This is a genomic window from Duncaniella muricolitica (assembly GCF_910574735.1).
GTDB classification, from domain to species: domain Bacteria; phylum Bacteroidota; class Bacteroidia; order Bacteroidales; family Muribaculaceae; genus Duncaniella; species Duncaniella muricolitica.
This window is the reverse complement of record NZ_CAJTCF010000067.1, coordinates 1-24363: the sequence shown is the minus strand read 5'-3', so window position 1 is coordinate 24363 and position 24363 is coordinate 1. Positions and strand designations below refer to the sequence as shown.

Sequence of the window (24363 nt, the reverse complement as noted above, 5' to 3'; positions counted from 1 at the left end):
ATCTTCCGCTCGCAAATGCGCGGTGTCCGAGACCGCGATTTCTTCATCTTCCGCCTGGTCAAACTGTACGCTTGAATATTTAACACTTCGGTCTACTCAATTTAACATATGCACTGGAATTTCGGCTTGGGCCCGGTATACCTCTTCAAAGAAGCTCTCCGGATACACTATACTCCGACATCCCCTTGTACCCACCGGAAAAATCCGCTGACCCGTTAAAACTATGCGGTATAAAAACGGCGTGTTCCGTTTTTGTTCCGGTTGAAAATGAGAATCGCCCGTAATCAATTGAATTACAGGCGATTCTTTCCTAATCAGTCGGGGTGACTAGACTCGAACTAGCGACCTCACGCCCCCCAGACGCGTACTCTAACCAACTGAGCTACACCCCGATTAGGCTTTGTTTTTTGTTTTGCGTTGCAAAGGTAGGGACTTTTTTTAAACCCTCCAAATATTTCGCCATATTTTAACACTCATTAACTTAATCTACTTCTATAAAATTTGTATCCGTATGGCTATCTCCTGTGCTTTTTATCACGTATCTATCATAGTAAGAAAGCAATAGCGTCGTAAGGGGTATTGCTATAATCAGTCCTATGAGTCCGAGCAATGTTCCCCACACGGATAGGGATAAAAATATAATGGCGGGATTCATACTCATTGCTTTTCCGATGATACGGGGTGTAAGTATCAAGTCCTGTATGGCCTGTACTATTATATATATGGCCATGGCTTCCCAAAACAATGTCCAGAAACTGGCATCGCTGCTCACAGAGCACACAAGACATATAAGTGTGGTGGGGATGAGCGATACGAGTTGCAGATAAGGCACCATATTGAGTAACCCTATAAACATGCCGAGCACGATAGCCATGGGCAACCCCATTATAAGGAAACCAATGGAAAAAAGTATACCTACTATAAAGGACACGAGTGCCTGGCCGCGAAAATAACGGTTCATGGATACTTTCACATCGTGAGCCACGCTGAATACGGTTTTTCTATATTTAGGCATGACCATGTGGCGGAATCCACGGGATATGCGTTCGTAGTCAATCATTATAAACACAACGTAGAGCAGAACGACAGCCCAACTGAATACGCTCATCAGGATAGATATCGAGCCTGTAATTACCGACCATGAAGCCGACAACCCATCTTCTATCATGCTTATCCACTCGTCACGCGAGAGTTTTGAGGCGAGCATCTCGAAATCAAGATGACGACGCAGGAAGTAGTGTATTGACTCGGGAACAAACGGGACACTATGCTGGCTCGTAGCATACGCCTTAAGCATTGAAGCCATCTGGGCCGACTCATGTACTATCATTGGAATAAAGATGTAACAAAAGACAGCAAAGAAGAAGAAGACCTCAAAAAGAGTGACAAGCGTGGCGATGACGCGTCCCTTGAGTTTGAGCAACTCACGGTTGAACTGCACAAACGGCTCAAAGATGTAAGCAATGAGGCATCCTACGCAGAATGGCAGCAATACGCCTCTGAGAGTATTTATGAGCCATATGACTCCAAGAAATATCACGCAGTTGATGACGAGTCTGACTGTACGGTCAAGATTGTAGGGCTGTGTATGCGGCATAGTGCAGTGTAATTCTTTTTATGGTTTTAAGTTCACGAAATTAGTGAATTTATTCCGATTTTACATATTTTTGATTAATTTTGTCCATCATTATTGACCTTGAATCAATTTTAAACATAACCAGATATCTTGATGGAAAAAGTTAATCAAAACATCATCGAGTCAGGACGCCGGCTACTGTCAGACAAGGCGTGGGCACGATGGACAGCTTTGGCACTGGTGGCATCAATGATGCTGTTTGCCTACATGTTTGTCGACGTAATGTCACCACTTCAGTCTCTTATACAGACTCAACGCGGATGGTCGCCTGACGCTTTCGGCTATTATGCCGGAGCCGAGTATATACTCAATGTGTTTGGCTTCCTGATACTCGCCGGCATTATTCTTGACAAGATGGGAGTACGCTTCACCGGCACACTCTCGGCTTCGCTCATGGTGGGCGGCGCGCTCATCAAGCTCTACGCTATCAGTGAGAATTTTCAGGGCTCCGGTCTTGACCAGTGGCTCAATTCATGGTGGACCGATATGCCCGGCAGTGCCAAGCTCGCAGCTCTAGGTTTCATGATATTCGGCTGCGGCTGCGAAATGGCCGGCATCACTGTGTCCAAGACCCTCGCCAAATGGTTTGAAGGCAAAGAGATGGCTCTTGCTATGGGTCTTGAGATGGCAATCGCACGTATAGGTGTATTCTTCATCTTTACCATTTCACCCCGTCTGGCCGACAGTGTGACACCCCACTCGGTGGTTGTACCGGTAGCTTTCTGTACGGCTCTGCTGTGCATCGGACTCCTTTGCTTCATCGTATTTACCTTTATGGATGCCAAACTCGACCGCGAGATGGGGGCCTCCAAGGCCGACGAAGCTGCTTCGGAGGAGGAGTTCAAGCTCTCTGACGTAGGTGCCATCTTCAGCAGCCGTCTGTTCTGGATCATCGCCATGCTGTGTGTGCTCTATTACTCAGCCATCTTCCCGTTCCAACGTTATGCCGCCAACATGCTCCAGTGCAACCTCGGCATCACCGAGACTCAGGCTTCCGACATCTTCCGCTGGTTCCCTGTCGGAGCAGCCATACTCACTCCCTTCCTCGGTTATTTCCTTGACCGCAAAGGCAAGGGTGCAAGCATGCTGATATTGGGTGCCATCCTCATGATAGTGTGTCATCTCACGTTTGCCTTCGTTGTGCCTTCGACCAAGAGCGAACTCATCACCTATTCAGCCATCGTTGTGCTTGGCGTATCGTTCTCACTTGTGCCGGCAGCACTCTGGCCCTCGGTGCCCAAGATTATGGACAAACGTTTTCTCGGCAGTGCCTATTCGCTCATCTTCTGGGTGCAGAATATAGGCCTGGCTTTCGTGCCCATCATTATCGGTAAAGTCATCACATGGTCCAACCCAGGTGTGACCGACCCCTTGCAGTACAACTACACCATCCCCATGTGCTGCTTTGCATCGCTTGGCGTACTCGCCCTTATATTCGGCGTCATACTCAAGTCGATGAACGCCAAGCATCATTACGGCCTCGAGGATCCCAATATCAAGGAAGACTTTGAGGATGTGCGTCTCGACGGTGAAGCGTAACCACTGCTGCTGACCGACCTTTTTCGGCCTCTGAAAACATAGCGGAGCCCGCCCGGAATCTATCTATTCCGGACGGGCTCCGTTTATGTAATTTATCACTAAATTTAGGTATTTGACCCTATTTTTTCACTAATTTTTACCAAATTTTAGCTAATGCACAGGTAAAATGATGATAGTAATTTTGCACCGTTAAACTTAATCATCATTATCACAACACATGAACAGACTGATTTTCGGTGCACTTGTCGGACTGTCGGCCATGGCAATGCCTCATGACGCAACCGCCCACTCCGAGCAGCTCCCCGACTCGACGGCCAAAGCCACAGGCATGCGCAACCGCCTCAGCATCGGTGGATATGGCGAGGCCGTAATGACCCGCAATTTTTATAGCGACAATTATCTGCGATACTCTACTCCGGATGCCTACAAAGGACAGAGCCACGGACGATTCGACCTGCCCCACGTAGTGATATTTCTTGGATATGACTTCGGCAAGGGATGGAGTATGAGTTCGGAAATCGAATTTGAACACGGCGGCACAGAGAGTGCCGTAGAAATCGAGGAAGAGGAAGCCGGCGAATATGAAAAGGAGATAGAACGAGGCGGCGAAGTGGCCCTCGAACAATTCTGGATTCAAAAATCGTTCATGCCCCAACTCAATGTGCGCGCGGGTATGCTTGTAGTGCCTGTCGGACAGACCAACGCCCACCACATGCCGACAGAGTTTTTCGGTGTATATCGTCCCGAAGGTGAGAACACTATCATGCCGTGCACATGGCACGAAGTGGGTATAAGCCTATGGGGCAAGGCCGGTAAATGGCGTTACGAAGCCATGTTGCTCCCAGGCCTTGACAGCGACCGTTTCGGCAACAAAGGGTGGATACACGACGGAGCCGGCTCGCCTTATGAATTTAAGATAGCCAACAAATATGCGGCTGCTGTGCGTGTCGACAACACTTCGGTGCCCGGACTGCGCATGTCGCTATCGGGCTATATCGGCGACAGTTTCCGCAACACACTTTACCCCACCGACGGCAAGAAGGTAGAAAACATACACGGCACCGTGGCCATAGGCTCGTTTGACTTCGCCTACAGCGGACACAACATCGTGGCACGCGGACACTTTGACTACGGACATCTCTCCGACGCCAAAGCCATCACAGACTTCAACATGTCAATGTCAAAAAATTCCATCTCGAAACGCCAGCGTGTGGGCAGTGCAGCCATCGCGACCGGTATTGAGGCCGGTTACAACATCTTAGGCCTCATCCCGACCTATGCCACCACGAGCAAACGGCTGTTTGTATTCGGCCGCTATGACTATTACGACTCACAATACAAGATGGAGCGAGACCCTAAACATTACTGGTGCGGACGCCAGCGCGTAGCCGCCGGCATCAACTACTATCCCCTGCCGCAGATTGTGGTCAAGGGTGAGTATGCGGTCGGCATTCTCGACAGTCGTTACTACAACGAACCGTCCGTCTCACTCGGCATAGCCTACTCGGGATGGTTTCTTTAATTCAAAACATATAATCAAAAAAACAATTCATAATGAAAAAAGTATTTTCACTTCTCGCCCTGTCGGCCGCCGTCATGACCATGACCACAGCATGCTCTGACAACAATGACGACAACATTCTCGACAACAATCTTTCGGCCAAAGAAGAGGCCATCTCACGCGCCGTCGTCCCCTACATCAACAACACGGTGCTTCCCACCTACAAGTCAATGGCCGACGCAGCCATCGAACTTCACGACCTGTGTCTGACCATACAGTCCAAGCACACCGCCGGCACACTCACTTCGGCCGACGTGAAAGCCGCTGCCGACTCATGGAAAAAGTCGCGCAAGAGCTGGGAATTGTCAGAGGCATTCCTCTTCGGTCCCGCTGCCGATTACTATATCGACCCGCATATCGACTCATGGCCTCTCGACAAAAACGCCATGGATGACCTTCTGGCCGAAATCCGCGCCGGCAAGGAATATACAGTCGACAACAACCTCGGATATGGTCTGCTCGGTTTCCATTCGGTAGAGTACATGCTTTTTGAACTCAGCTCCGACGGACAGACATCTCACACCCACTCGCTCGACTATACCCCCGAGGAGCTCAAATATCTCACACTCGTTACCGAAGACCTGCGCAACCAGTGTGTGCTTCTCGAGGCTTGCTGGGCCGGCACTGACAATGTAAGTCCTGAAAAGCAGGAGATACTTGAGGAAGCTGAGCTTGACAAGAATATTAACTATGGCGAAATGATGATCAACGCAGGCCAACCCGGCTCAACCTTCAAGACATATCAGGAAGTAGCCGAGGACATTCTTCAGGGCTGCATCGACATTGCCGACGAGGTGGGCAATACCAAAATCGGACGTCCCAACAGCGGCACAAGCGACGATGACAAGAACTATATCGAATCGCCCTACTCGCTCAACTCTATCGAGGATTTCCAGGACAATATCATCAGCATACGCAACGCTTACTGCGGCTCAAAGAGCGGCGACGCCTCTCTCTCCGACTACATCAAGTCGAGCAATCCTCAACTGGATGCCGACATCCGTCAGGCCATCGAGGACGCCATCAAAGCCATTGCCGCCATCCCCGAACCGTTCATGCTCTCGGCCACAGGCCCCGAAGCCACCAAAGCGCGTCTCGTGACAGGCACCGATCTCGTCGACCAACTGACAAAAGCCTACAACGAAATACTCAAATAATACAAACAGTTAGTTGATACCTATGCAAGCATTCGCAACACGTCTGCTTGGGACAGCCCTCATGGCATCTGCCTTGTGGGCTTGTTCCGATGACGAAATCACCGACAGCACATCTGTAAACGGAGAACAGGAAAAACCACAATGGTACTATGCCGGCGGACAGCTCGGCACCTCCTATCTCGCCACATCCAACGCACTCGAACAGCCGACTCCGGCCGTAGAGGACGGCGGCATGTATCAGCAGTTCAAGAATGGAGAAGCCATTTTTGAGAAACCATTCATGTCCAACCCTACAGGTACCCGCAGCGGCCTCGGTCCGGCCTACATACGCTCGTCGTGCATACACTGCCATCCCGGCTACAGCCACGGCAAGCGTGTGGATGAAGGCTCATTCAAGACCACCGAGATAGGCAACGGATGTCTGCTCTGCGTGTACAACCGCAACACCGATGCCTATGTGACATGGCTCGCCGGTATGCCTCAGAGCCATGCCGTGGCTCCGTTCAAGGCTCCGCTTGACGAGAGCCAGATTACTGTGAAATGGCACAAGGCGACCGATGAGTGGGGCAACAAGTTTGCCGACGGAGAGACCTACGAACTCATTTATCCCGAAGTCATAATGCCCAAATCAGCCGTCTATGCCTACCGTATGGGCTATGACATCACCGACGACTATGAGGTGCGCCTTGAAAGCACCATTGGCATCTATGGCACCGGACTCCTCGACGCCATCGACGATGCCGACCTGCTGGCCCAATACCGCAAGGAGGAAGCCGACGGCTATATGGAGCTCAATCCGGCCTTTTATGCCGCAGGCAACTGGACCGGCCAATACTCCAACGCACTCCAGGGCGACGGGACACTCTATCCCCGCCGATTCACCTACGCGCTCTCGCGCGGACCGCTCCAGGATGCCGCCGGAGCCAACGCCATATGGAACATTACCAACGTGACCCGTTCCGACCGCCGCTACCACTATCTCGATGCTGCCGGTTCATGGGCATCATGTTCGGCCAAAGACCCCGAGGTACAGGCCGGATTTGACAGCTACATTGCCAAAATCGACCCTGACCGCAACTATCCCGAGTGGTGGAACGGTGACATGGAGTCGCGCATACTCGCCTATCTCAACTCCAAGACTCTTCCGGCCGAGATGACCGATGAAGAATATACCGACCTGATGATATGGCATCGCGGACTCGCCGTGCCTGCCGTGCGCGACATCGACAATCCGGCCGTGACAAGAGGCAAGGAGAAGTTTGAGGAAATCGGTTGCGCCTACTGCCACCGTCCGTCATGGACCACAGGTGCCGACGAAATACGCGACCCGGCCAAATTCTTCAAAAACAACGAGCTGCCCCGCTATCCTTATCAGACCATATGGCCTTACACCGACATGGTGCAGCACAAACTGCATATGGCCAATGACATCCGCACAGGCTGGTGCCGCACCACTCCGCTGTGGGGGCGCGGTCTGCATCAGAAAGTGACAGGTTCGCCGGCCGCTGACCGTCTGCACGACTGCCGCGCACGCACAGCCATGGAGGCCATCATGTGGCACGGCTACTCATCCGAAAGCGATGCCCGCAGAAGCATCGAACGATTCCGCGCACTCCCCAAAGAGGACCGTGACGCCATCATCACATTTGTCGACGCCATATAATCTCACATGACCCGCTACATATCATTCATATCATTATCACTTGTAACCCTCGGACTGATTACGGCTACGGTTGTCGAGAAATATTCCGGCACCCCTACGGCCCTCTCCTGCTGTTACCATTCTCCATGGATGATTGCGCTATGGGTCATATGTGCAGTGACAGGACTCGTCACCGTCATAGCCCGACGCTCGGCTATGACGGTGGCCGTGCTGTCACTTCATCTCTCGCTCATAATAATCCTTGCCGGAGCCGCTGTTACACACTATTGCGGAGAGCACGGCTCGGTTACGCTTCACGAAGGCAAGAGCGTCTCAACATTCACCCTCTCCGACTCCTCAGCCACACGTTCACTCCCATTCTCCCTCTCACTCATCGGCTGCGGTGTGGAATATTATCCCGGCACACACTCCCCGCGCGACTATTACACGACAGTCGAAATCACCGACAGTCTCGGCTCGGCCTCCCGCCACCGCATATCCATGAACCGCACTCTTGACATTCACGGCTATCGCTTCTGCCAGTCAGGCCTTGCAGGTGACAGTTCAACACTCAGCGTCAATCATGACCCCTGGGGTATAGGTATAACTTTTGCCGGTTACGGACTGCTGTTTGCCGCCATGGCCGCCGCACTTATCGAACGTAACGGACGTTTTCGCCTCAACCTCCGCCGTCTCATGGCTGCCGGGCTGATGGCCTGGTTTACAGCAAGCCCCGCCGGAGCGACAGACTCAATGCCCGAAACGCTGCAACGGCCGCTGGCCAAGACTTTCGGGACACTCTACATATCCCATAACGGACGTATACAACCGGTCCAGACATTTGCCCGTGACTTCTGCATGACCGTCAGTGGCAAGGACAACTATAAAGGCCTGTCACCCGAACAGGTACTCACCGGGTGGATATTCTATTACGATTCATGGAAACATGAACCCATAATAAGACTGAAAAGCCGGCGTGCACGCGAGGCTATGGACGGCCGCACATACGTATCGCTCACCGACCTCTACACCGGAGGCATCTACAGACTCCAACATCTCATCGAGACCCACAGCGATGACCGCGACCTGCTGGCCGACGACAACCGCGTGACACTCATCACAACAGTGTGCACAGGCAACGCTCTGACTACTCTGCCTGTGACAGACCCGTCCGACAGCACTCTGACATGGTATTCATGGGCCGACCGACTGCCGTCGCATGCCGACAGCGAAGCGACTCAATCGTTTGCATCTACTCTCTCATCGATATATTATGATATAAACCACGGACAATTTCGCCATGCCAACGACGAGTTACAGCACCTGCGCCGGCTTCAGGAATCCATGGCCGGCAACACACTCCCGTCAGCAACAGCCATTAATGCCGAACGGCTTTACAACAACTCTTTTTACCCGCTTTTGTCAGCGGTTTTGACACTGATTCTGGGACTCATTTCATTGATTGCATATCTCTATGAATATCCTTTTGTAAGACGCCTTACAGCCCCGGCCACATGGGCAGTCTTCGCATATACCACATATATTATAATACTGCGCTGGATTGTGGGAGGCCACATCCCTCTGGCCACAGGTTATGAAACAATGCTCGCGCTCGCGTGGATAGCTCTGGGGCTGTCACTCTGGTGCGGACGGCGCGTAGCGGTAATGGCACCTCTCGGCATTATTGTGGCCGGAGCCTCGCTGCTTGTCGCCATGATGGGAAGCCGCAATCCTGCCATGTCGACACTTATGCCCGTGCTGGCCTCACGGTTGCTGTCGCTCCACGTCATGCTGGTCATGACATCCTATGCCCTCTTCGGTATAATCGCTCTTGCCGCCGCCATCGGTCTGTTGTCGCGCCCTCGCCGCGAACGCATGTCAGTAGTGTGCATCACCCTTCTGGTCCCGGCCCTGTTCCTTTTGGGAGCCGGCATATTCACCGGAGCCATCTGGGCCAACCAGTCATGGGGACGTTACTGGGGCTGGGATCCGAAAGAGACATGGGCTCTCGTGACATTTTTCATCTATGCCATGCCACTCCATAGCAGTTCGCTCTCTTTCTTCCACAGCCACAAGATTTTGCTGCGCTACCTGCTCGTAGCATTCATGTCGGTACTCATGACCTATCTTGGAGTCAATTATCTGCTTTCAGGTCTTCATTCCTACGGTGTGGCTTGATTATAAGCCAAAAACTCCGTAACTTTGCACCATAATTCTGACTAAAAATCATCTAAATAAATTAATGGATATAGAGACTATACGTGAGTATTGCCTTGGATTGCCTTGCACGACTGAAGACTCAGCTTTTGGCGAAGGTTATCTGCTTTTCAGGGTATGTGACAAGATTTTTGCATGTTTCGGATTTGACCACCCCGACTATTTTGTACTCAAATGCGACCCTGAGTATGCACGCGAACTCAGAGACAGCTATGCCGAAGTGACCTCGGCATGGCATTGGAATAAAAAATACTGGAATCAAGTGAGTCTGCGCGGACTTCTGACCGACGAACTCATCCTCTCGCTCATACGTCACAGTTACAATGAGACAGCAAAAAAATTGCCCAAACGCATCATTGCCGCCAATCCTGAAATCATGACCATCGAATAAACGGCTCTCTAAATAATCAAGGGAAATGGGAAATCTATCGAGATAGATTTCCCATTTCCCTTGATTATTATTTTTTCGATTTTTATTCTTAAAAGAAGTATGTCACTTTGATATCCCAGGTGCGGTTACGCGCGCTGACATCCACAAGCTGGGCTGTCTTGAGAGCATAGGTCATGCCCCAGATATACGAACCGGCTATCTGCCAACGTTTCATCACCTCGACACCTATGCCGGCACAAAGCTCCACATCTCCACCCGAATATTTTAGAGCGTCACACTTGCTGTGGCCAGCCTGTATCTGAAGGATAGGACCACCGAACGCAAACGGAGCCACATAATCCTCAAGTCCCTGCATACGTGTCCACTTAAACTTAAGATTAAACGGGATAGACACACTGTGGAGATACACACGCTCGTTGCCATAACCCTGAGTACTCCATATGGGTTTGTCGCCAAGAGCGAGTGTCGCACCCTGCTGCTGGTAGAAGAGACCCAGCTCCAGACCAAAGCCTATGCCGGGAAACATCATCTCGCCACGTATACCGGCCGACTCACCGACCGCACTGCTCACCCCGAAGAGATCCTGCTTGAATTTCATGCTGTTGATATTGATTCCGGCCGATGCACCCCAGCGCATCTGAGCGCGGGCGGTGGAGACGGCACACAGGGCCACAAGGGCTATCATTAGGGCTGTAAGGCTTCTTTTCATGTCGATGTGATGAGGGTTGATTAATAATCAGCGGACAAAGGTAGTGATTTTTTCATTAAATATTCCGAGTTTAGAGATTTTTAGCGTATCTTTGCGGTGAACCGATTATAAATAGGTCTGACAACCATTCATACATCTTACCAATGAAAAAGTATCTTTCGGCCGCAATCATGGCCACTCTTGCTCTAAGCGCGTATGCCGAGGGCAATGCCGAGAAGTCCGACACTATCGGCGGCTTCAAATTTACAGACGTCAAAGTCAACAAGACCACTCCAGTCAAGGATCAGAATAAGTCTGGTACATGCTGGAGCTTCTCCGGTATAGGTTTTATTGAGGATGAACTGCTCCGCACCAAAGGCAAAGAATATGACCTGAGCGAGATGTTTATCGTGCGTCACTGCTACAGCGACAAGGCCGACAAATATATCCGCACCGATGGAACGGTCAACTTCGCACAGGGCGGTAGCACTCTTGATGTACCCTATGTCTTCGAGCGTTACGGCATTGTGCCCGAGAGTGCGTATAAAGGATTGGAATATGGCGAGGAAAAGCACGATCACTACGAGCTGGAGCCTGTGCTAAAAGGCATGCTCAATGCCGTAAACAATAAGAAAGGCAAGAAATCGACAGCCTGGAAAGCCGGATTTGACGCCGTGCTCGACGCTTATCTTGGCTCACTTCCCGAGACATTTGAATATGAGGGCAAGACCTACACTCCCCAGTCATTTGCCAAAATGCTCGGACTCAACATGGCAGACTATATCCCCGTTACCTCATTCACCCACCATCCCTTCTATCAGCCCTATCAGATGGAAGTGGCCGACAACTGGATATGGGGCTCATATTACAACGTGCCTCTCGAAGAGATGAAAGCCATTGTGGACAATGCTCTCGACAAAGGCTACTCTGTTGCATGGGCTGCCGACGTGAGCGAACCCGGATTCAAATGGACCGACGGATATGCCATCATTCCCAAAAAGAAGACCGAAGCCGACATGACCAACACCGAACTCTCGCGTTGGGTCACCCTCAGCGACAAGGAGCGTGAGGCCGAAAACAATAAAATCGAAGGTCCGCGCGAGGAAATCACCGTCACACAAGAGCTGCGTCAGCAGATGTATGACTCCCACGAGACCACCGACGACCACGGCATGGTAATCATGGGCAAGGCCGTAGACCAGAACGGCAACCGTTATTATAAAGTCAAGAACTCCTGGGACACCAATCAGGTGTATGGCGGATTTTTCTACGTATCCGAGCCTTACTTCCTGGCCAAGACCATGGACATCCTCGTGCACCGCGACGCAATACCAGTCGACACTGCCAAGAAATTAGGCCTTGCCAAGAGTGTCAAGAAGTAAACTCCACCTGTTCAATCCCGAGAATGACCTCGCACTGGCTCTCGGGTGTCGACATTACACACCCCCGCCCCATGCCGCACAGCTCCACAGGGCGGGGGCATTGTTGCCTGTATGGTGGGCTGAATGTGGCGACGGGATTATCGCTCCCTCAGTCTCAACAGACGATGACGCCGCATGGCTATCATCTGTATGGGGCCTCAAAGCCTCGACATCCATGCCCGACACACCCTTTGAAGCCGTGCCATGGGGATGGAGCGAGGATGCGAGACGTCAGTTTGTCGCGGCAGGCATCGACCCTGCCACGTTGCCATCTGACGAGACTCTCCAGCATATCCGCCGGCTGAGCCATCGACGCTCGTCGATAGCCATCCTGTCGGCCATGGGGCTTGACCGGCTGTTGCCAGAGGAGGTCACCGACCCGATGAGGGCATTACAACTTGAGGACGAATCGCCGGGCCGTTTTTTCAAATCGCCATGGTCGTGCAGCGGCCGCGGAGTGTTCTGCGCACAAGGGCTGTCACGTAAAGTGCTGCTCGACAAGACAGCCGGCATCATACACCGCCAGGGGAGCGTGATGGCCGAGCGAGGCTATAGGAAAGTGGCCGAATTTGGCGCGCTCTATGAATGTGACACCGACGGCACGAAGTTTCGCGGCCTATCGATGTTTCTGACCGAAGCACGCGGAGCCTACACAGGCAACATCGTGGCACCGCAGGACTATTTCTTCGGCCGCATCGACGCTCTTGGACTACTCCGGCAGCTCGACGATGCCACCCGACAGCTTGAAGGTGTACTCGCTCCGATGATTACACCTTATTATAAAGGATGGCTCGGTATCGACATGATGGCTTATGAGGGTGATGACGGGATGACACACCTCCACCCCTGCATAGAGCTCAACCTGCGTATGACAATGGGTGTGGCCGCCATGAAGATTGCCGACCGCCTCTCGCCCACACGCCCTATGCTCATGAGCTGGCAGCGTGCGGCTACGACCGACAACACCCCCACCCTTCTCAAGCCGCGCGAAGGTTTCGCTCTGACTCTGACAGACTTAAACTTTAAACTTTAAACATTAAACTCCTAAACTCTTAAACTCTTAATGTACGAATACATCAAAGGTATTATCACCGAAAACACACCCACCTATGTAGCGGTCGAGACCGGCGGCTTGGGCTATATGGTCAACATATCGCTCAACACTTTCGAGTCGCTTCAAAACTGCAAGGGCGAAATCAAGCTCCTGCTTCACGAGGTGATACGCGAAGACGCATGGACTCTCTACGGATTCTTTACCGAAAGAGAGCGCGAACTGTTTCGTCGGCTCATAGGTGTCTCAGGCGTAGGTCCCGGGACAGCCCTGCTCATACTGTCATCACTCGCTCCGGCCGAACTTGAAGCCACAATAACCTCGGGCGACCATACAAGACTCAAATGTGTCAAAGGCATAGGAGCCAAGACTGCACAAAGGATAATTGTTGACCTCAAGGATAAAATAAAACCATCGGACGACGCGTTATCAATACAGCTCACATCACCCGGAGCGGGCAACGCTGTCTATGACGAGGCTCTTGCCGCCCTCACGGCTCTCGGATTTCCACGTCCGCAGTCGCAGAAAGTGCTTAACCGCATCTTTGACGGCAAGCCCGACATCAAGGTCGAGGCGGCAATCAAGCAGGCTCTGGGCATGTTGTGACCTTAGGTGTTTGGACATAGCATTGCAATCTGAGACGAGGTAACTACATATACATCCTGTCGGCTGCCATGAGCATAACGTTGATGCTCATGGCCGTGGCCCTGCACAGCTACGCCGGTGGAGTCGACCCCGACTTCACACCGCCGGCTTCGCCTGTCACATCGTCGTCTCTTGTCGGAGAGGCCGACTCGATTATGATGCCGTTTCCGGTGCAGCAGACCGTGCCACAGCGATATGAAGATTTCATGGAGCGCGAATTTGCAGCCGACCTCACCAATCCGTCAAATGTCACGACTGTCACTGAATATGACCCGCAGTTGGGATGCTATGTCATACGCACGCGCGTGGGCGAGACAGATGTCGTGACACCATTTTATCTCAGCCCGGAGCAATACAACGAGTGGCAAAACCGACGCTCGATGCGCGACTACTTCCGCATGCGCAACTCCGAGGCTCTGACCAACCCGTCAAAAGAGCCGTTCAATATTCTCGACATGAACTTTGCCCTCGGACCGCTCGAAAAGATTTTCGGACCCGGAGGCGTGAGTCTCCGCACCCAGGGTTCGATGACACTGTCGATGGGCATCAAGTCAAACAAGACCGACAACCCCGCCCTGTCGCTCAACTCGCGGCGTAAGACCTATTTTGACTTCGACCAGAAAATCCAGGCCACCATACAGGCTTCGGTGGGCGACAGGATGAAGTTCAACATGACCTACAACACCGACGCGACATTTGACTTCGACTCCAAGAATATCAAACTTGCCTACGAGGGCAAAGAGGACGACATAGTCAAGTCTATTGAAGCGGGCAATGTGTCGATGACCACCGGCTCGTCGCTCATACGAGGCAGCACGGCTCTATTCGGCATCAAAACCAAACTGCAGTTTGGCAAACTCACAGCCACCGCGCTCGTGTCTCAGCAAAATTCCGAGTCGACAACCGTCAACTCCAAAGGCGGCTCGCAGACCACCGACTTCACCGTGCGCGCCGACGAGTATGACCAGAACCGTCACTACTTTCTCGCTCAATATTTCCGCGAAAACTACGACCGTTTCGCCTCGCGTCTGCCGCTGGTCACTTCGGGCATCAACATCACACGCATCGAGGTGTGGATCACCAACAAGAACAGCCGTTTTGACCAGAGCCGCAACTTTGTTGCCTTCATGGACCTGGGTGAAAACAGTGTGCTTGCCAACAACTACTGGCAGCCCGACTATGCCGTGCCTGTGCCTTCCAACAGCTCCAACAACCTTCTCTCCACCATCAAGACCGAATATCCCGATGCCCGCAACATCAACGCGGTGACACAGGCCCTCAGTCCGCTTGCTGCCTTTGGCATCGACGGCGGACGTGACTATGAGAAGGTCGAGTCGGCACGTCTGCTCTCGTCGTCGGAATACACACTCAACCCTACCCTCGGCTACATCTCGCTCAAAAACGCTCTCAGTGCCGACGAAGTGCTGGGTGTGGCCTATGAATACACCTACAACGGACGCACATATCAGGTGGGCGAATTTTCGGCCGACATCACCACCACTGACCAGTCGCTCTATCTCAAGATGCTCAAGTCGACAACCCTCGACCCCAAGCTGCCCATGTGGAAGCTGATGATGAAAAACGTCTACTCGCTCGGAGCCTATCAGGTGCAGCAGCAGAATTTCCGACTCAACATCAAGTATCTCAGCGACACGACAGGCACCGAAATCAACTATCTGCCCGTCCCGTCTATCTCAAATGTGCCATTGCTTCAGGTGATGGGACTCGACCGCATCGACTCCAACCAGTCGTCCAATCCCGACGGATTCTTTGACTTTATCGAGGGTTACACCATCCTCGCCTCGCAGGGCAAAATCATATTTCCCGTAGTAGAGCCGTTCGGCAAAAATCTCTCCGAGAAAATCGGCGACCCCGTCATGGCACAGCAATACGTCTATCAGGAGCTGTATGACTCCACACTCACGGTGGCGCGGCAGTTTGCCGATAAAAACAAGTTTGTCCTCACCGGCCGCTATCAGGCATCGTCAGGCTCGCAGATACGCCTTAATGCCATGAATGTGCCGCGAGGCTCGGTCATAGTCACAGCCGGAGGCGTGGTGCTCAACGAGAACAGTGACTACACGGTCGATTACGCCATGGGCATAGTCACCATCACCAACCAGAGCATCATCGACTCGGGCCAGAGCATCAGTGTGACGCTCGAAAACCAGTCGCTCTACTCCATGCAGCGCAAGACTCTCCTTGGCCTTGACCTCAACTATCGTTTCAACAAGGATTTCAACGTCGGAGCCACGCTCATGCACTTCTCCGAAAAATCACTCACGGAAAAGGTGAATATCGGCGACGAGGTGGTCAACAACTCCATGTGGGGTCTCAACGCACAATACAACACACGCTTCATGTGGCTGACCAATCTCCTCAACAAGATACCAACCGTCAATGCCATACAGCCGTCGACACTCTCGCTTCAGGCCGAGTTTGCCCAGCTCATCCCCCACTCCCAGAAAAGCGGCTCCAACAAAGGCTCAAGCTATATCGACGACTTCGAGTCGGCCCAGACAGGTATAGATCTGCGCTCGCCTTACGCATGGTTTCTCGCCTCGACACCTTATGACCCGTCGCCCGACGCACTGTTTCCCGAAGCCGCCCTCAGCGACAACGTGGATTATGGCAAAAACCGCGCGCTCATCAACTGGTATTACATCGACCGCATGTTTACCGAACGTAACTCCTCGCTATGTCCGGGCTACATCAAGAGCGACCCCAAGCAGATGAACAATCCCTACATCCGCGAGGTCACGTCGCGCGAAATCTTCCCCGGCCGACAGCATACAAACGGAGAGTCAAACATCATCCAGACACTCAACCTCTCATTCTACCCCACCGAGCGCGGCCCCTACAACCTCGACGCGACCAACATCGACACTCAGGGCTATCTGCTCAATCCCGAAAAACGATGGGGAGGCATAATGCGCAAGATGGACAACACCAACTTTGACGCTTCCAACATCGAGTATGTGCAATTCTGGATGCTGTCACCGTTTCTCGACCCCGATAACAACAATCTCGAGGGCGGCGACCTGTATCTCAACTTCGGCGAAATATCCGAAGACATACTGAAAGACGGCCTGAAAAGCTATGAAAACGGTATCCCGGTCGACGGAAATGACCAGTTCATCAAAGAGACCGTCTGGGGCCGCGTGTCATCTCAAAACTCGCTGACCTATGCGTTTGACAACAACAGTTCGGCACGCTCAATCCAGGACGTCGGTCTGGACGGACTCAAGAACGACGACGAGTTTACCTTCTCGTCCTACGAATCATATCTTCAGGCACTTCGCAGCCGTCTCGACCCGTCAGCCATCGAGAGGATGCAGGCCGACAAGTTCTCGCCGTTCAACGACCCTGCCGGCGACAACTATCACTTCTTCCGCGGATATGACTATGACGAACAGCGTCTCGGCGTGCTCGAACGTTACAAGCGTTACAACGGTGTCGAGGGCAACTCGCTCTCTCCCGACGAAGCCCCCGACCCTCTCTACCAGTCGTCTCGCTCGCTTCCCGACGTAGAGGACATCAATCAGGACAACACTCTCAACGAGTATGAGCGTTACTATCAGTATCGTGTCTCCATACGCCCCGAAGACCTCGAAGTGGGCCGCAACTATATCACTGACAAGCAGACATCAATCGTCATCAATCAGGACGGCACATCGCAGGAAGTGGTGTGGTATCAGTTCAAGATACCCTTGAGCGACTACGAGAAAGCCGTGGGCAACATCTCCGACTTCTCCACCATACGTTTCGCCCGCATGTTCATGACCGGCTTCAAAGCCGTGACCCACCTGCGCTTTGCCACGCTCGAGCTGGTCAAAGGCGAGTGGCGTCCCTATGACTTCAATCTCAACACCCGAGGCGACGCTCCGGCCGACGGACAACTCGACGTCTCGGTGGTCAACATCGAGGAGAACGCCGACCGCGAGCCGGTCAACTATGTGCTCCCTCCCGGAGTCACACGCATCACCGACCCCGGCCAGAGCCAGATAGTGCAGCTCAACGAGCAGTCAATGTCGCTCAAAGTCGAAGGCCTTCAGGCCGGCGACGCACGCGGAGTCTACAAAAACACCATGCTCGACCTGCGCAACTACAAGCGCATGCAGATGTGGATTCACGCCGAACGTCTCATCGATGACCTCACTAACCTCAAGAGCGGCGAGCTTTCGGCCTTCATACGTCTCGGCTCCGATGTCAAGGCCAACTATTATGAGTATGAGATACCGCTCGAACTGACCCCTCCCGGCAAATACTCCGACGACTCACAGGCCGACCGATACATCGTATGGCCGAGGGCCAACTTCATGGACTTTGACCTCCAGGCACTCGTCGATCTCAAGAAAGAGCGCAACCGTGCCAAGAACGAAAACGAGCCCGGCGTGGGTTTTGGCATCGTCTACACCTCGCGTGACCCGGCCAACGAACGCAACCGCATCTCGGTGATGGGCAACCCCTCGCTGAGCGACGTGCGCGTGATGCTCGTGGGCGTGCGCAACAATTCTCCGACAGTCAAGGACGGCACTGTATGGCTCAACGAACTTAAAGTGACCGACTTCAACAATTCGGGAGGTTGGGCGGCAAAAGGCAACATGAACCTCGGAGTCTCCGACATAGCGACCCTCAACTTTGGCGCGCATGTGGAGACTGCCGGATTCGGCGCAGTAGACCAACAGCTCAATGCACGGCGTATGGATGACTACGAACAATACAACTTTGCCATGCAGGTCGACGCCGGACGCTTCCTGCCCGAGAAAGCCAAGTTGCGCGCTCCGATATATTACTCTGTCTCAAAAGAAAAGACAACACCGAAATACAATCCTCTTGATCAGGACGTCGAACTCAAAGACGCCCTCGACGCCTGTGTGACCAAGACGCAGAAAGACTCCATACTCAACTATGCCGTCGAGCGCACCACCATAAAGAGCTTCTCCATCTCGGGACTCAAGTTTGACGTCAAGAGCAAGACTCCCAAACCATGGGACCCGGCCAACTTTACGCTCAACTTCTCATTCAACAAGCAGTCCAAAAACGATCCCACCACCGAGTATGAGTACACCAACGACTATCGAGGCTCGCTCCAATACAGCTACTCACCCTACAACAAGGGCGTCAAACCGTTTGCCTTTATCAAAAGCAAAAACAAAAACCTGAAATTTGTCAAAGACTGGGAGCTGAACTATCTCCCCACCACCATATCATTCCTCACCACCATCTCGCGCTACTACTACGAGATGCAGACCCGCTCGGAGACCGATATTGACTTCCGTCTCCCCGTCTCTGTGAGCAAAAATTTCATCTGGGACCGCCAGTTTGCCCTCACCTGGAACTTCACCAAATCACTCAGCGTCAACTTCAACTCCAACACATCGGCCCGCATCGACGAACCGATGGGTGCCGTCAACCGCCGCCTCTTCCCCGACCAATACCGCGAGTGGAAAGACACCGTCATGCAGAGCATCATGCGCCTCGGCACACCATGGAGCTACAACCAGTCGTTTGTCGTAAGCTATCGCGCGCCTTTCTCCAGAATCCCCGTCCTCGACTGGCTCACAGGCAATCTATCCTACAACACCACCTATCGCTGGGACCGTGGTTCGGAAATCGACGGCATATCCACAGGCAACTCCATAGCCAACCAGGCCGCATGGAACGCCGACGGACGCCTCAACTTCGAGACCCTCTACCGCAAATGGTCTTGGACCAAGGAGGTCGACCAGCGTTTCCAGGCCAAGAAACCCAAAGTCTCGGCCCGCAAACCCAAACGCTTCGAACGTACATTCTCACTCAAGCCCGACACCACTCTTACCATCCGCCACAACCTCCGCACGACCAAAATCAAGGTGTCGGCCACAACTATGGACAACAAACCTTATCCCGTTGCCCACAAAGTCACTGATCAAAACAATATCGTCATCCTCACCCGCGGCGACAAAAATCTCCGCTTTACGGTGACCGAACAGCTCAACGACCACAAGAGCCTCATGCGCCATGTGGCCGAATATGGCACTCGCCTCATCATGTCACCACGTAGCGCGGCGATACGTTTCCGCAACACACGCACCCTCTCGCTCCCCCTCTACCGCCCCGACATAGGCAACGTGTTCGGCCAGACAGGCAGCTTTGGGCCGATGGCTCCGGGCCTTGGTTTTGCGTTCGGATTTGAGGGCGAAGGATTTGTCGAAAAAGCTCTTAACCGCGGATGGCTCATCACCGATGACGGACAGACCTCTCCGGCCAACTTCACCAACACCCGCGAGCTCAATATCGAGCTCACACTCGAACCCGTCAAAGGCCTCAAAGTACTCCTCACGACCAACCGCACCGACAACCGCACCCGCTCCATGCAATTCATGTATGAAGGGATGCCTACAACCATGGCCGGCTCCTACACCAAGACCCACGTGGCCATGCGTACAGCCCTGCGCCATTTCAAGGCCGACAACGGATATGACTCGGAGGCATTCAACGCATTCCTCTCCAACATCCCTGTCATTGCAGCACGCTATGAACAGCAATATCGCAATCTGCTCTATCCACAGGGCGGCTTCATGACCGACAACATCAACGCCGGCCTCCCCTATAACCCCGAAGTAGGCACCGTAAGCCCAACTTCGAGCGACATACTCATCCCCGCGTTCATTGCCGCCTACTCCGGCACCGACCCCTCGCGTCAATATCTCACCCCCTTCCCCTCATTTGCCAACGCCCTCCCCAACTGGCGCGTCACCTACGACGGACTCATATATCTCGGCTTCATGGGCAAGATATTCAAGTCGTTCACCCTCAGCCACGCCTATCAGTGCACCTACAGCGTAGGCTCCTACTCATCCTATCTCAACTGGGCCTCGGCCATAGGCTCACCGGCCGGAAGCGACCTCGGATTCACTCTCGACGAACTCACCGGAAGCCCCATTCCCTCGTCGCCCTACAACATCTCATCGGTAGCCATTACCGAGAAATTCGCCCCCCTCATCGGTGCATCGGCCACCCTCAAAAACGACATGACCCTCTCGGCCGAATATCGCGACGCTCGCACGCTTACCCTCAACACCTCGGCCGGACAGGTAGTCGAGGCCAACCAGCGCGGCATCACCCTCGGACTCGGATATAAAATCATCGGTTTCAATACCGTGCTCAAAATGAAAGGCTCGGGACGAGGCATATCCAACGACCTCACCATCAACGGCGACTTCTCATTTGCCGAGACCCAGGCCCTGATACGCCGCATCGAGACAGCCTACACACAAGCCACCTCAGGTACTCGCACCATCAGCATCAACCTTGCTGCCAATTACATCATGTCACGCCGACTCACCATCGGAGCCTTCTTTGACCACCAGATCAACACCCCTATTGTATCCTCCACATCCTACCCCACCACCAACACCTCATTCGGCATCAACCTCAACCTCTCCCTCGCAAGATAAATAAAAATTTAATCTCCAGAGGTTTGCACCTGATACAAAAATTTTATACTTTTGCATTGATTAGTGCACATATATGTATGTATGCACTTCTCCACAGACTGTTCAGAGGAATAGTCTATTTACATTTTTATTTCTACAAGCGTAATTTTGCTTGATACGACAACTGAAAATCGCCAATTTTTACGAAGACGTATAAGCAGTCATAAAAGACGCTTCATGCTTGTGCTATATCCGCATCCTTGCCATCACGCAAGACTGATATATGTACATAGCGTGGGGTTGACTGTATATTTCTTCATTGGTGTTTGGCGATACCTCAGTTGTGATATTCAGTACTAATCGCCACGCTTTTTTTGCACCGCTACCGATGAGACTATTGCTATTATCATTCATCCAAAACACCAACGAGGCAAAAAATGGGCGATATTATCACGCTTTCGCCATCTTACGGCTAAAGCTATAACTACCTTTGTGAAGCCAACACCAATTACATAGAAATATATGAAAAAAAATCGCCCCATCGTAACAATCCAGACTATCCTCAGAGGAGTCGGGAACGAAGAGTTCAACAATAGCAAACATATCAAACTGGTGCGCCATGCCGACAACCGCAAGATTAAAATAATTAACGGCGAGGAAGTGAGCGACTCAATCTATAATCTCTATCGCTACGACAAGGAGAGGTTCAAATGGTATCAGGCCGAACAAATGAAAAAGACATTTGACAAAACGGAATATATGGTTGTTTTCGTTGGCGAACATAGCACGACAGCCCGACTGATTGCCGTATATAAAATCAACGGCAGCCGACAGCATCCTGTCACTCCTGACGGATGTATTCTTGACCTTGAGGAAGTCGAAGACTTCAAACACATGTCGGAACGAGTTGTCATAGACTGGGGCAAAGCAGTTGTAAGCTGGCATCAGGATTTTACCAAACAGCTTAAACCCGTCATACGTATCGACGAAGGATTTGATGACGAAAACGGAGTGCCGCGTTTCATATCCTTTCCGGATACCATACTCAACTATCATGAACTCAAAGCTATATTTGAGCATAATGACGAAATCTGGAAGCGCGTACTCAGTTCGGTCAACGGCATATATCTGATACAGGACAAAAAGACCGGCAAGCAGTATGTTGGAAGCACCTACAGCTCGGATGGTATATGGGGACGCTGGCAAACCTATTTCCAGACAGGGGGCCACGGCAACAACAAGGAACTGGAGGAGATTATAACTAATGACCCGTCATATGCCACCCATTTCCAATGGTGCATACTCGAGCAACTCCCAATAAACATACTTCCTCACGAAGCTATCGAGCGCGAAAACCTATACAAGAGCAAATTCATGACACGCGAATTTGGTTATAACAAGAACTAATCCATAACACTTTTACATTTATGGGCTCGACAAGAACACAGGTATATCTTTTCAAACGATACTTATGGCTCTACGACAAGATAGCGTCATACGGGCCCATTTCCTTTGAACAACTAAGTGAGATGTGGCAGCACTCCTCGCTTGGCGAGGGGTGTCCGCTACCTCACAAAACATTTGAAAACCACCGCAGGGCTGTCGAAAATCTCTTTGACATCGACATTCTCTGCAACCGGAGCGACAACACATATTACATCTCCCAGCCCGACTCTCCCGACAGCTCCCAAAGGATGCGTACACTTTTCAACAGTGCGGTTACCCTTCAGGATGCAATGGCCCGAAGTCACAATCTCGCCCGATATATCGAACTTGAACCCATCATAGGCAATATATCCTATCTTCAACTCATACTTCAGGCTCTGGATGAAAGCCTGAGTCTGAATATGACTTATCGACACAACTATGATCTTGACGCCGAAGAGGAACTGACAGTCAACCCCATCGGTCTCAAACTATTCCGTCAACGATGGTATCTAATTTCCGAACTACCCGACGGCACTCCTTATTCCTATCCTCTTGACCGAATTATATCTTTACAAGCCGGAAATAAATCAGAACGGCCCAAAATCAATCTTAATGACTTGTTTTCAGACTGCTACGGCATAATCCGAGAGCCTGGAGTCAACCCTCAGTCAATAACCCTGCGTGTAGAAAAATCTCAGGCCAACTACTTCCTTGCACTCCCGCTACATCACAGCCAAAGCGTCACCAAAGTCGAAAACGGATATGTATATCTACGACTATTTGTGTGTCCAACCTATGATTTCTTCATGGAGCTACTCTCCCATGGTGAGAAAGTTGAAATAATATCTCCGGCATCAGTAAGGGAAACCATTACACAACGAGTCCGACTGTTATCTCAACTCTATCTCTAATATAATTTTAAATTATGGACTACTATAGCGATACTTATGGCAATCTGAATGATTTAAGTTTGCCACGCACTCCGCGTACTTATTTTGACGCGCTATGCCACGAGTTTGGCTGCTATCCGGTCGAACAAAAACTTCTTGACATCGGATATCTCACCACCATGGGCTACGACATACGTAAAGACATATACCACTCATTTCAAAATTATGACCATGTGACAGAAGATAATGTACACCGTGGAGTACAGACACTCGAAGCCGCCGCTTGTGGCTTGGACTATTTCAGTAGTGGCTTCAACATGCGCAACAACAAACTCGACATAGACATAGACCTAATGCTCGAAGAAATAATGGCCAGATATCGCTATCCTATACCTCAGTCAATGGGTCACAACATATCACATTATATTGCAACAAATAAATCAAAAATGACAAAACACGAACTTGATTCTCTTAACGGATGGAAAAGCCCCTATTTCTCCGATAATGATAATATAGGGTTTTCAGCCTTATATTTTAAGGACGAGGTTGTTGCAGAACTATTTCTCAAAAAAAATAGCAAAAGCCTCAACTTTCACAAGCTGAGGCTTTTTTATGTCCATAAAGTTTTGTAACTTTATGGTATTCAAAACTATTGAATACAAAGTTAATGTATAAG

At 51.7% G+C, this 24363-nt stretch carries 15 protein-coding genes and 1 tRNA gene; 13 read left to right on the top strand and 3 right to left on the bottom strand.

What is annotated here, in order from left to right; all coding sequences use genetic code 11:
- Positions 1–318: 318 nt before the first annotated feature.
- Positions 319–392, bottom strand: a tRNA-Pro gene (locus QGT73_RS13415).
- Between the two features lie 89 nt (positions 393–481).
- The gene (locus tag QGT73_RS13410; RefSeq protein ID WP_123617586.1) at positions 482–1597 is read right to left on the bottom strand and encodes an AI-2E family transporter; all 1116 of its coding nucleotides are present in this window, start codon (positions 1595–1597) and stop codon (positions 482–484) included.
- Between the two features lie 153 nt (positions 1598–1750).
- Between QGT73_RS13410 and QGT73_RS13405 the strand changes: the two genes are divergently transcribed.
- The 6 genes from QGT73_RS13405 (at position 1751) to QGT73_RS13380 (ending at position 10143) form a co-directional block, all read left to right on the top strand.
- Positions 1751–3175, top strand: coding sequence for an MFS transporter (locus QGT73_RS13405; RefSeq protein WP_280122756.1), 1425 nt, complete (start codon positions 1751–1753; stop codon positions 3173–3175).
- 217 nt (positions 3176–3392) lie between these two features.
- On the top strand, positions 3393–4697 hold the full coding sequence (locus QGT73_RS13400) for a hypothetical protein (protein ID WP_280122755.1): 1305 nt from the start codon (positions 3393–3395) through the stop codon (positions 4695–4697).
- A gap of 32 nt (positions 4698–4729) precedes the next feature.
- A complete protein-coding gene (locus QGT73_RS13395) occupies positions 4730–5893 on the top strand; it encodes an imelysin family protein (RefSeq protein WP_280122754.1) in 1164 nt (387 codons plus the stop codon).
- Between the two features lie 22 nt (positions 5894–5915).
- The gene (locus tag QGT73_RS13390) at positions 5916–7556 is read left to right on the top strand and encodes a di-heme oxidoredictase family protein (protein WP_280122753.1); all 1641 of its coding nucleotides are present in this window, start codon (positions 5916–5918) and stop codon (positions 7554–7556) included.
- Between the two features lie 6 nt (positions 7557–7562).
- On the top strand, positions 7563–9713 hold the full coding sequence (locus QGT73_RS13385) for a cytochrome c biogenesis protein CcsA (protein ID WP_280122752.1): 2151 nt from the start codon (positions 7563–7565) through the stop codon (positions 9711–9713).
- 64 nt (positions 9714–9777) lie between these two features.
- Positions 9778–10143, top strand: coding sequence for an MmcQ/YjbR family DNA-binding protein (locus QGT73_RS13380; RefSeq protein WP_280122751.1), 366 nt, complete (start codon positions 9778–9780; stop codon positions 10141–10143).
- 88 nt (positions 10144–10231) lie between these two features.
- Here QGT73_RS13380 and QGT73_RS13375 read toward each other — a convergent pair whose 3' ends face one another.
- Entirely contained in the window at positions 10232–10852 is a 621-nt protein-coding gene (locus QGT73_RS13375; RefSeq protein WP_123617580.1) for an outer membrane beta-barrel protein, read from the bottom strand.
- Between the two features lie 143 nt (positions 10853–10995).
- On the opposite strand from QGT73_RS13375, the gene QGT73_RS13370 reads away from it, so the two are divergent.
- The 7 genes from QGT73_RS13370 to QGT73_RS13340 all read left to right on the top strand — a co-directional run bounded on the left by QGT73_RS13370 (position 10996) and on the right by QGT73_RS13340 (position 24319).
- Positions 10996–12213 (top strand): C1 family peptidase, encoded by a 1218-nt coding sequence (locus QGT73_RS13370; protein WP_280122750.1) that lies wholly within the window; start codon positions 10996–10998, stop codon positions 12211–12213.
- Positions 12200–13285, top strand: coding sequence for a hypothetical protein (locus QGT73_RS13365; protein WP_280122749.1), 1086 nt, complete (start codon positions 12200–12202; stop codon positions 13283–13285). The genes QGT73_RS13370 and QGT73_RS13365 overlap by 14 nt, the downstream gene beginning before the upstream one ends.
- A gap of 30 nt (positions 13286–13315) precedes the next feature.
- Positions 13316–13909: a Holliday junction branch migration protein RuvA gene (ruvA, locus tag QGT73_RS13360; RefSeq protein WP_280122748.1), complete on the top strand. Its 594-nt coding sequence runs from the start codon at positions 13316–13318 to the stop codon at positions 13907–13909.
- Between the two features lie 68 nt (positions 13910–13977).
- Positions 13978–21390, top strand: a complete 7413-nt coding sequence (gene sov, locus QGT73_RS13355; RefSeq protein WP_280122747.1) for a T9SS outer membrane translocon Sov/SprA — start codon at positions 13978–13980, stop codon at positions 21388–21390.
- Positions 21391–21891: 501 nt separating this feature from the next.
- Positions 21892–22776, top strand: a complete 885-nt coding sequence (locus QGT73_RS13350) for a GIY-YIG nuclease family protein (protein ID WP_280122746.1) — start codon at positions 21892–21894, stop codon at positions 22774–22776.
- Between the two features lie 20 nt (positions 22777–22796).
- On the top strand, positions 22797–23708 hold the full coding sequence (locus QGT73_RS13345) for a WYL domain-containing protein (protein WP_280122745.1): 912 nt from the start codon (positions 22797–22799) through the stop codon (positions 23706–23708).
- 14 nt (positions 23709–23722) lie between these two features.
- The gene (locus tag QGT73_RS13340; protein ID WP_280122744.1) at positions 23723–24319 is read left to right on the top strand and encodes a hypothetical protein; all 597 of its coding nucleotides are present in this window, start codon (positions 23723–23725) and stop codon (positions 24317–24319) included.
- The last annotated feature ends 44 nt before the right edge of the window (positions 24320–24363 follow it).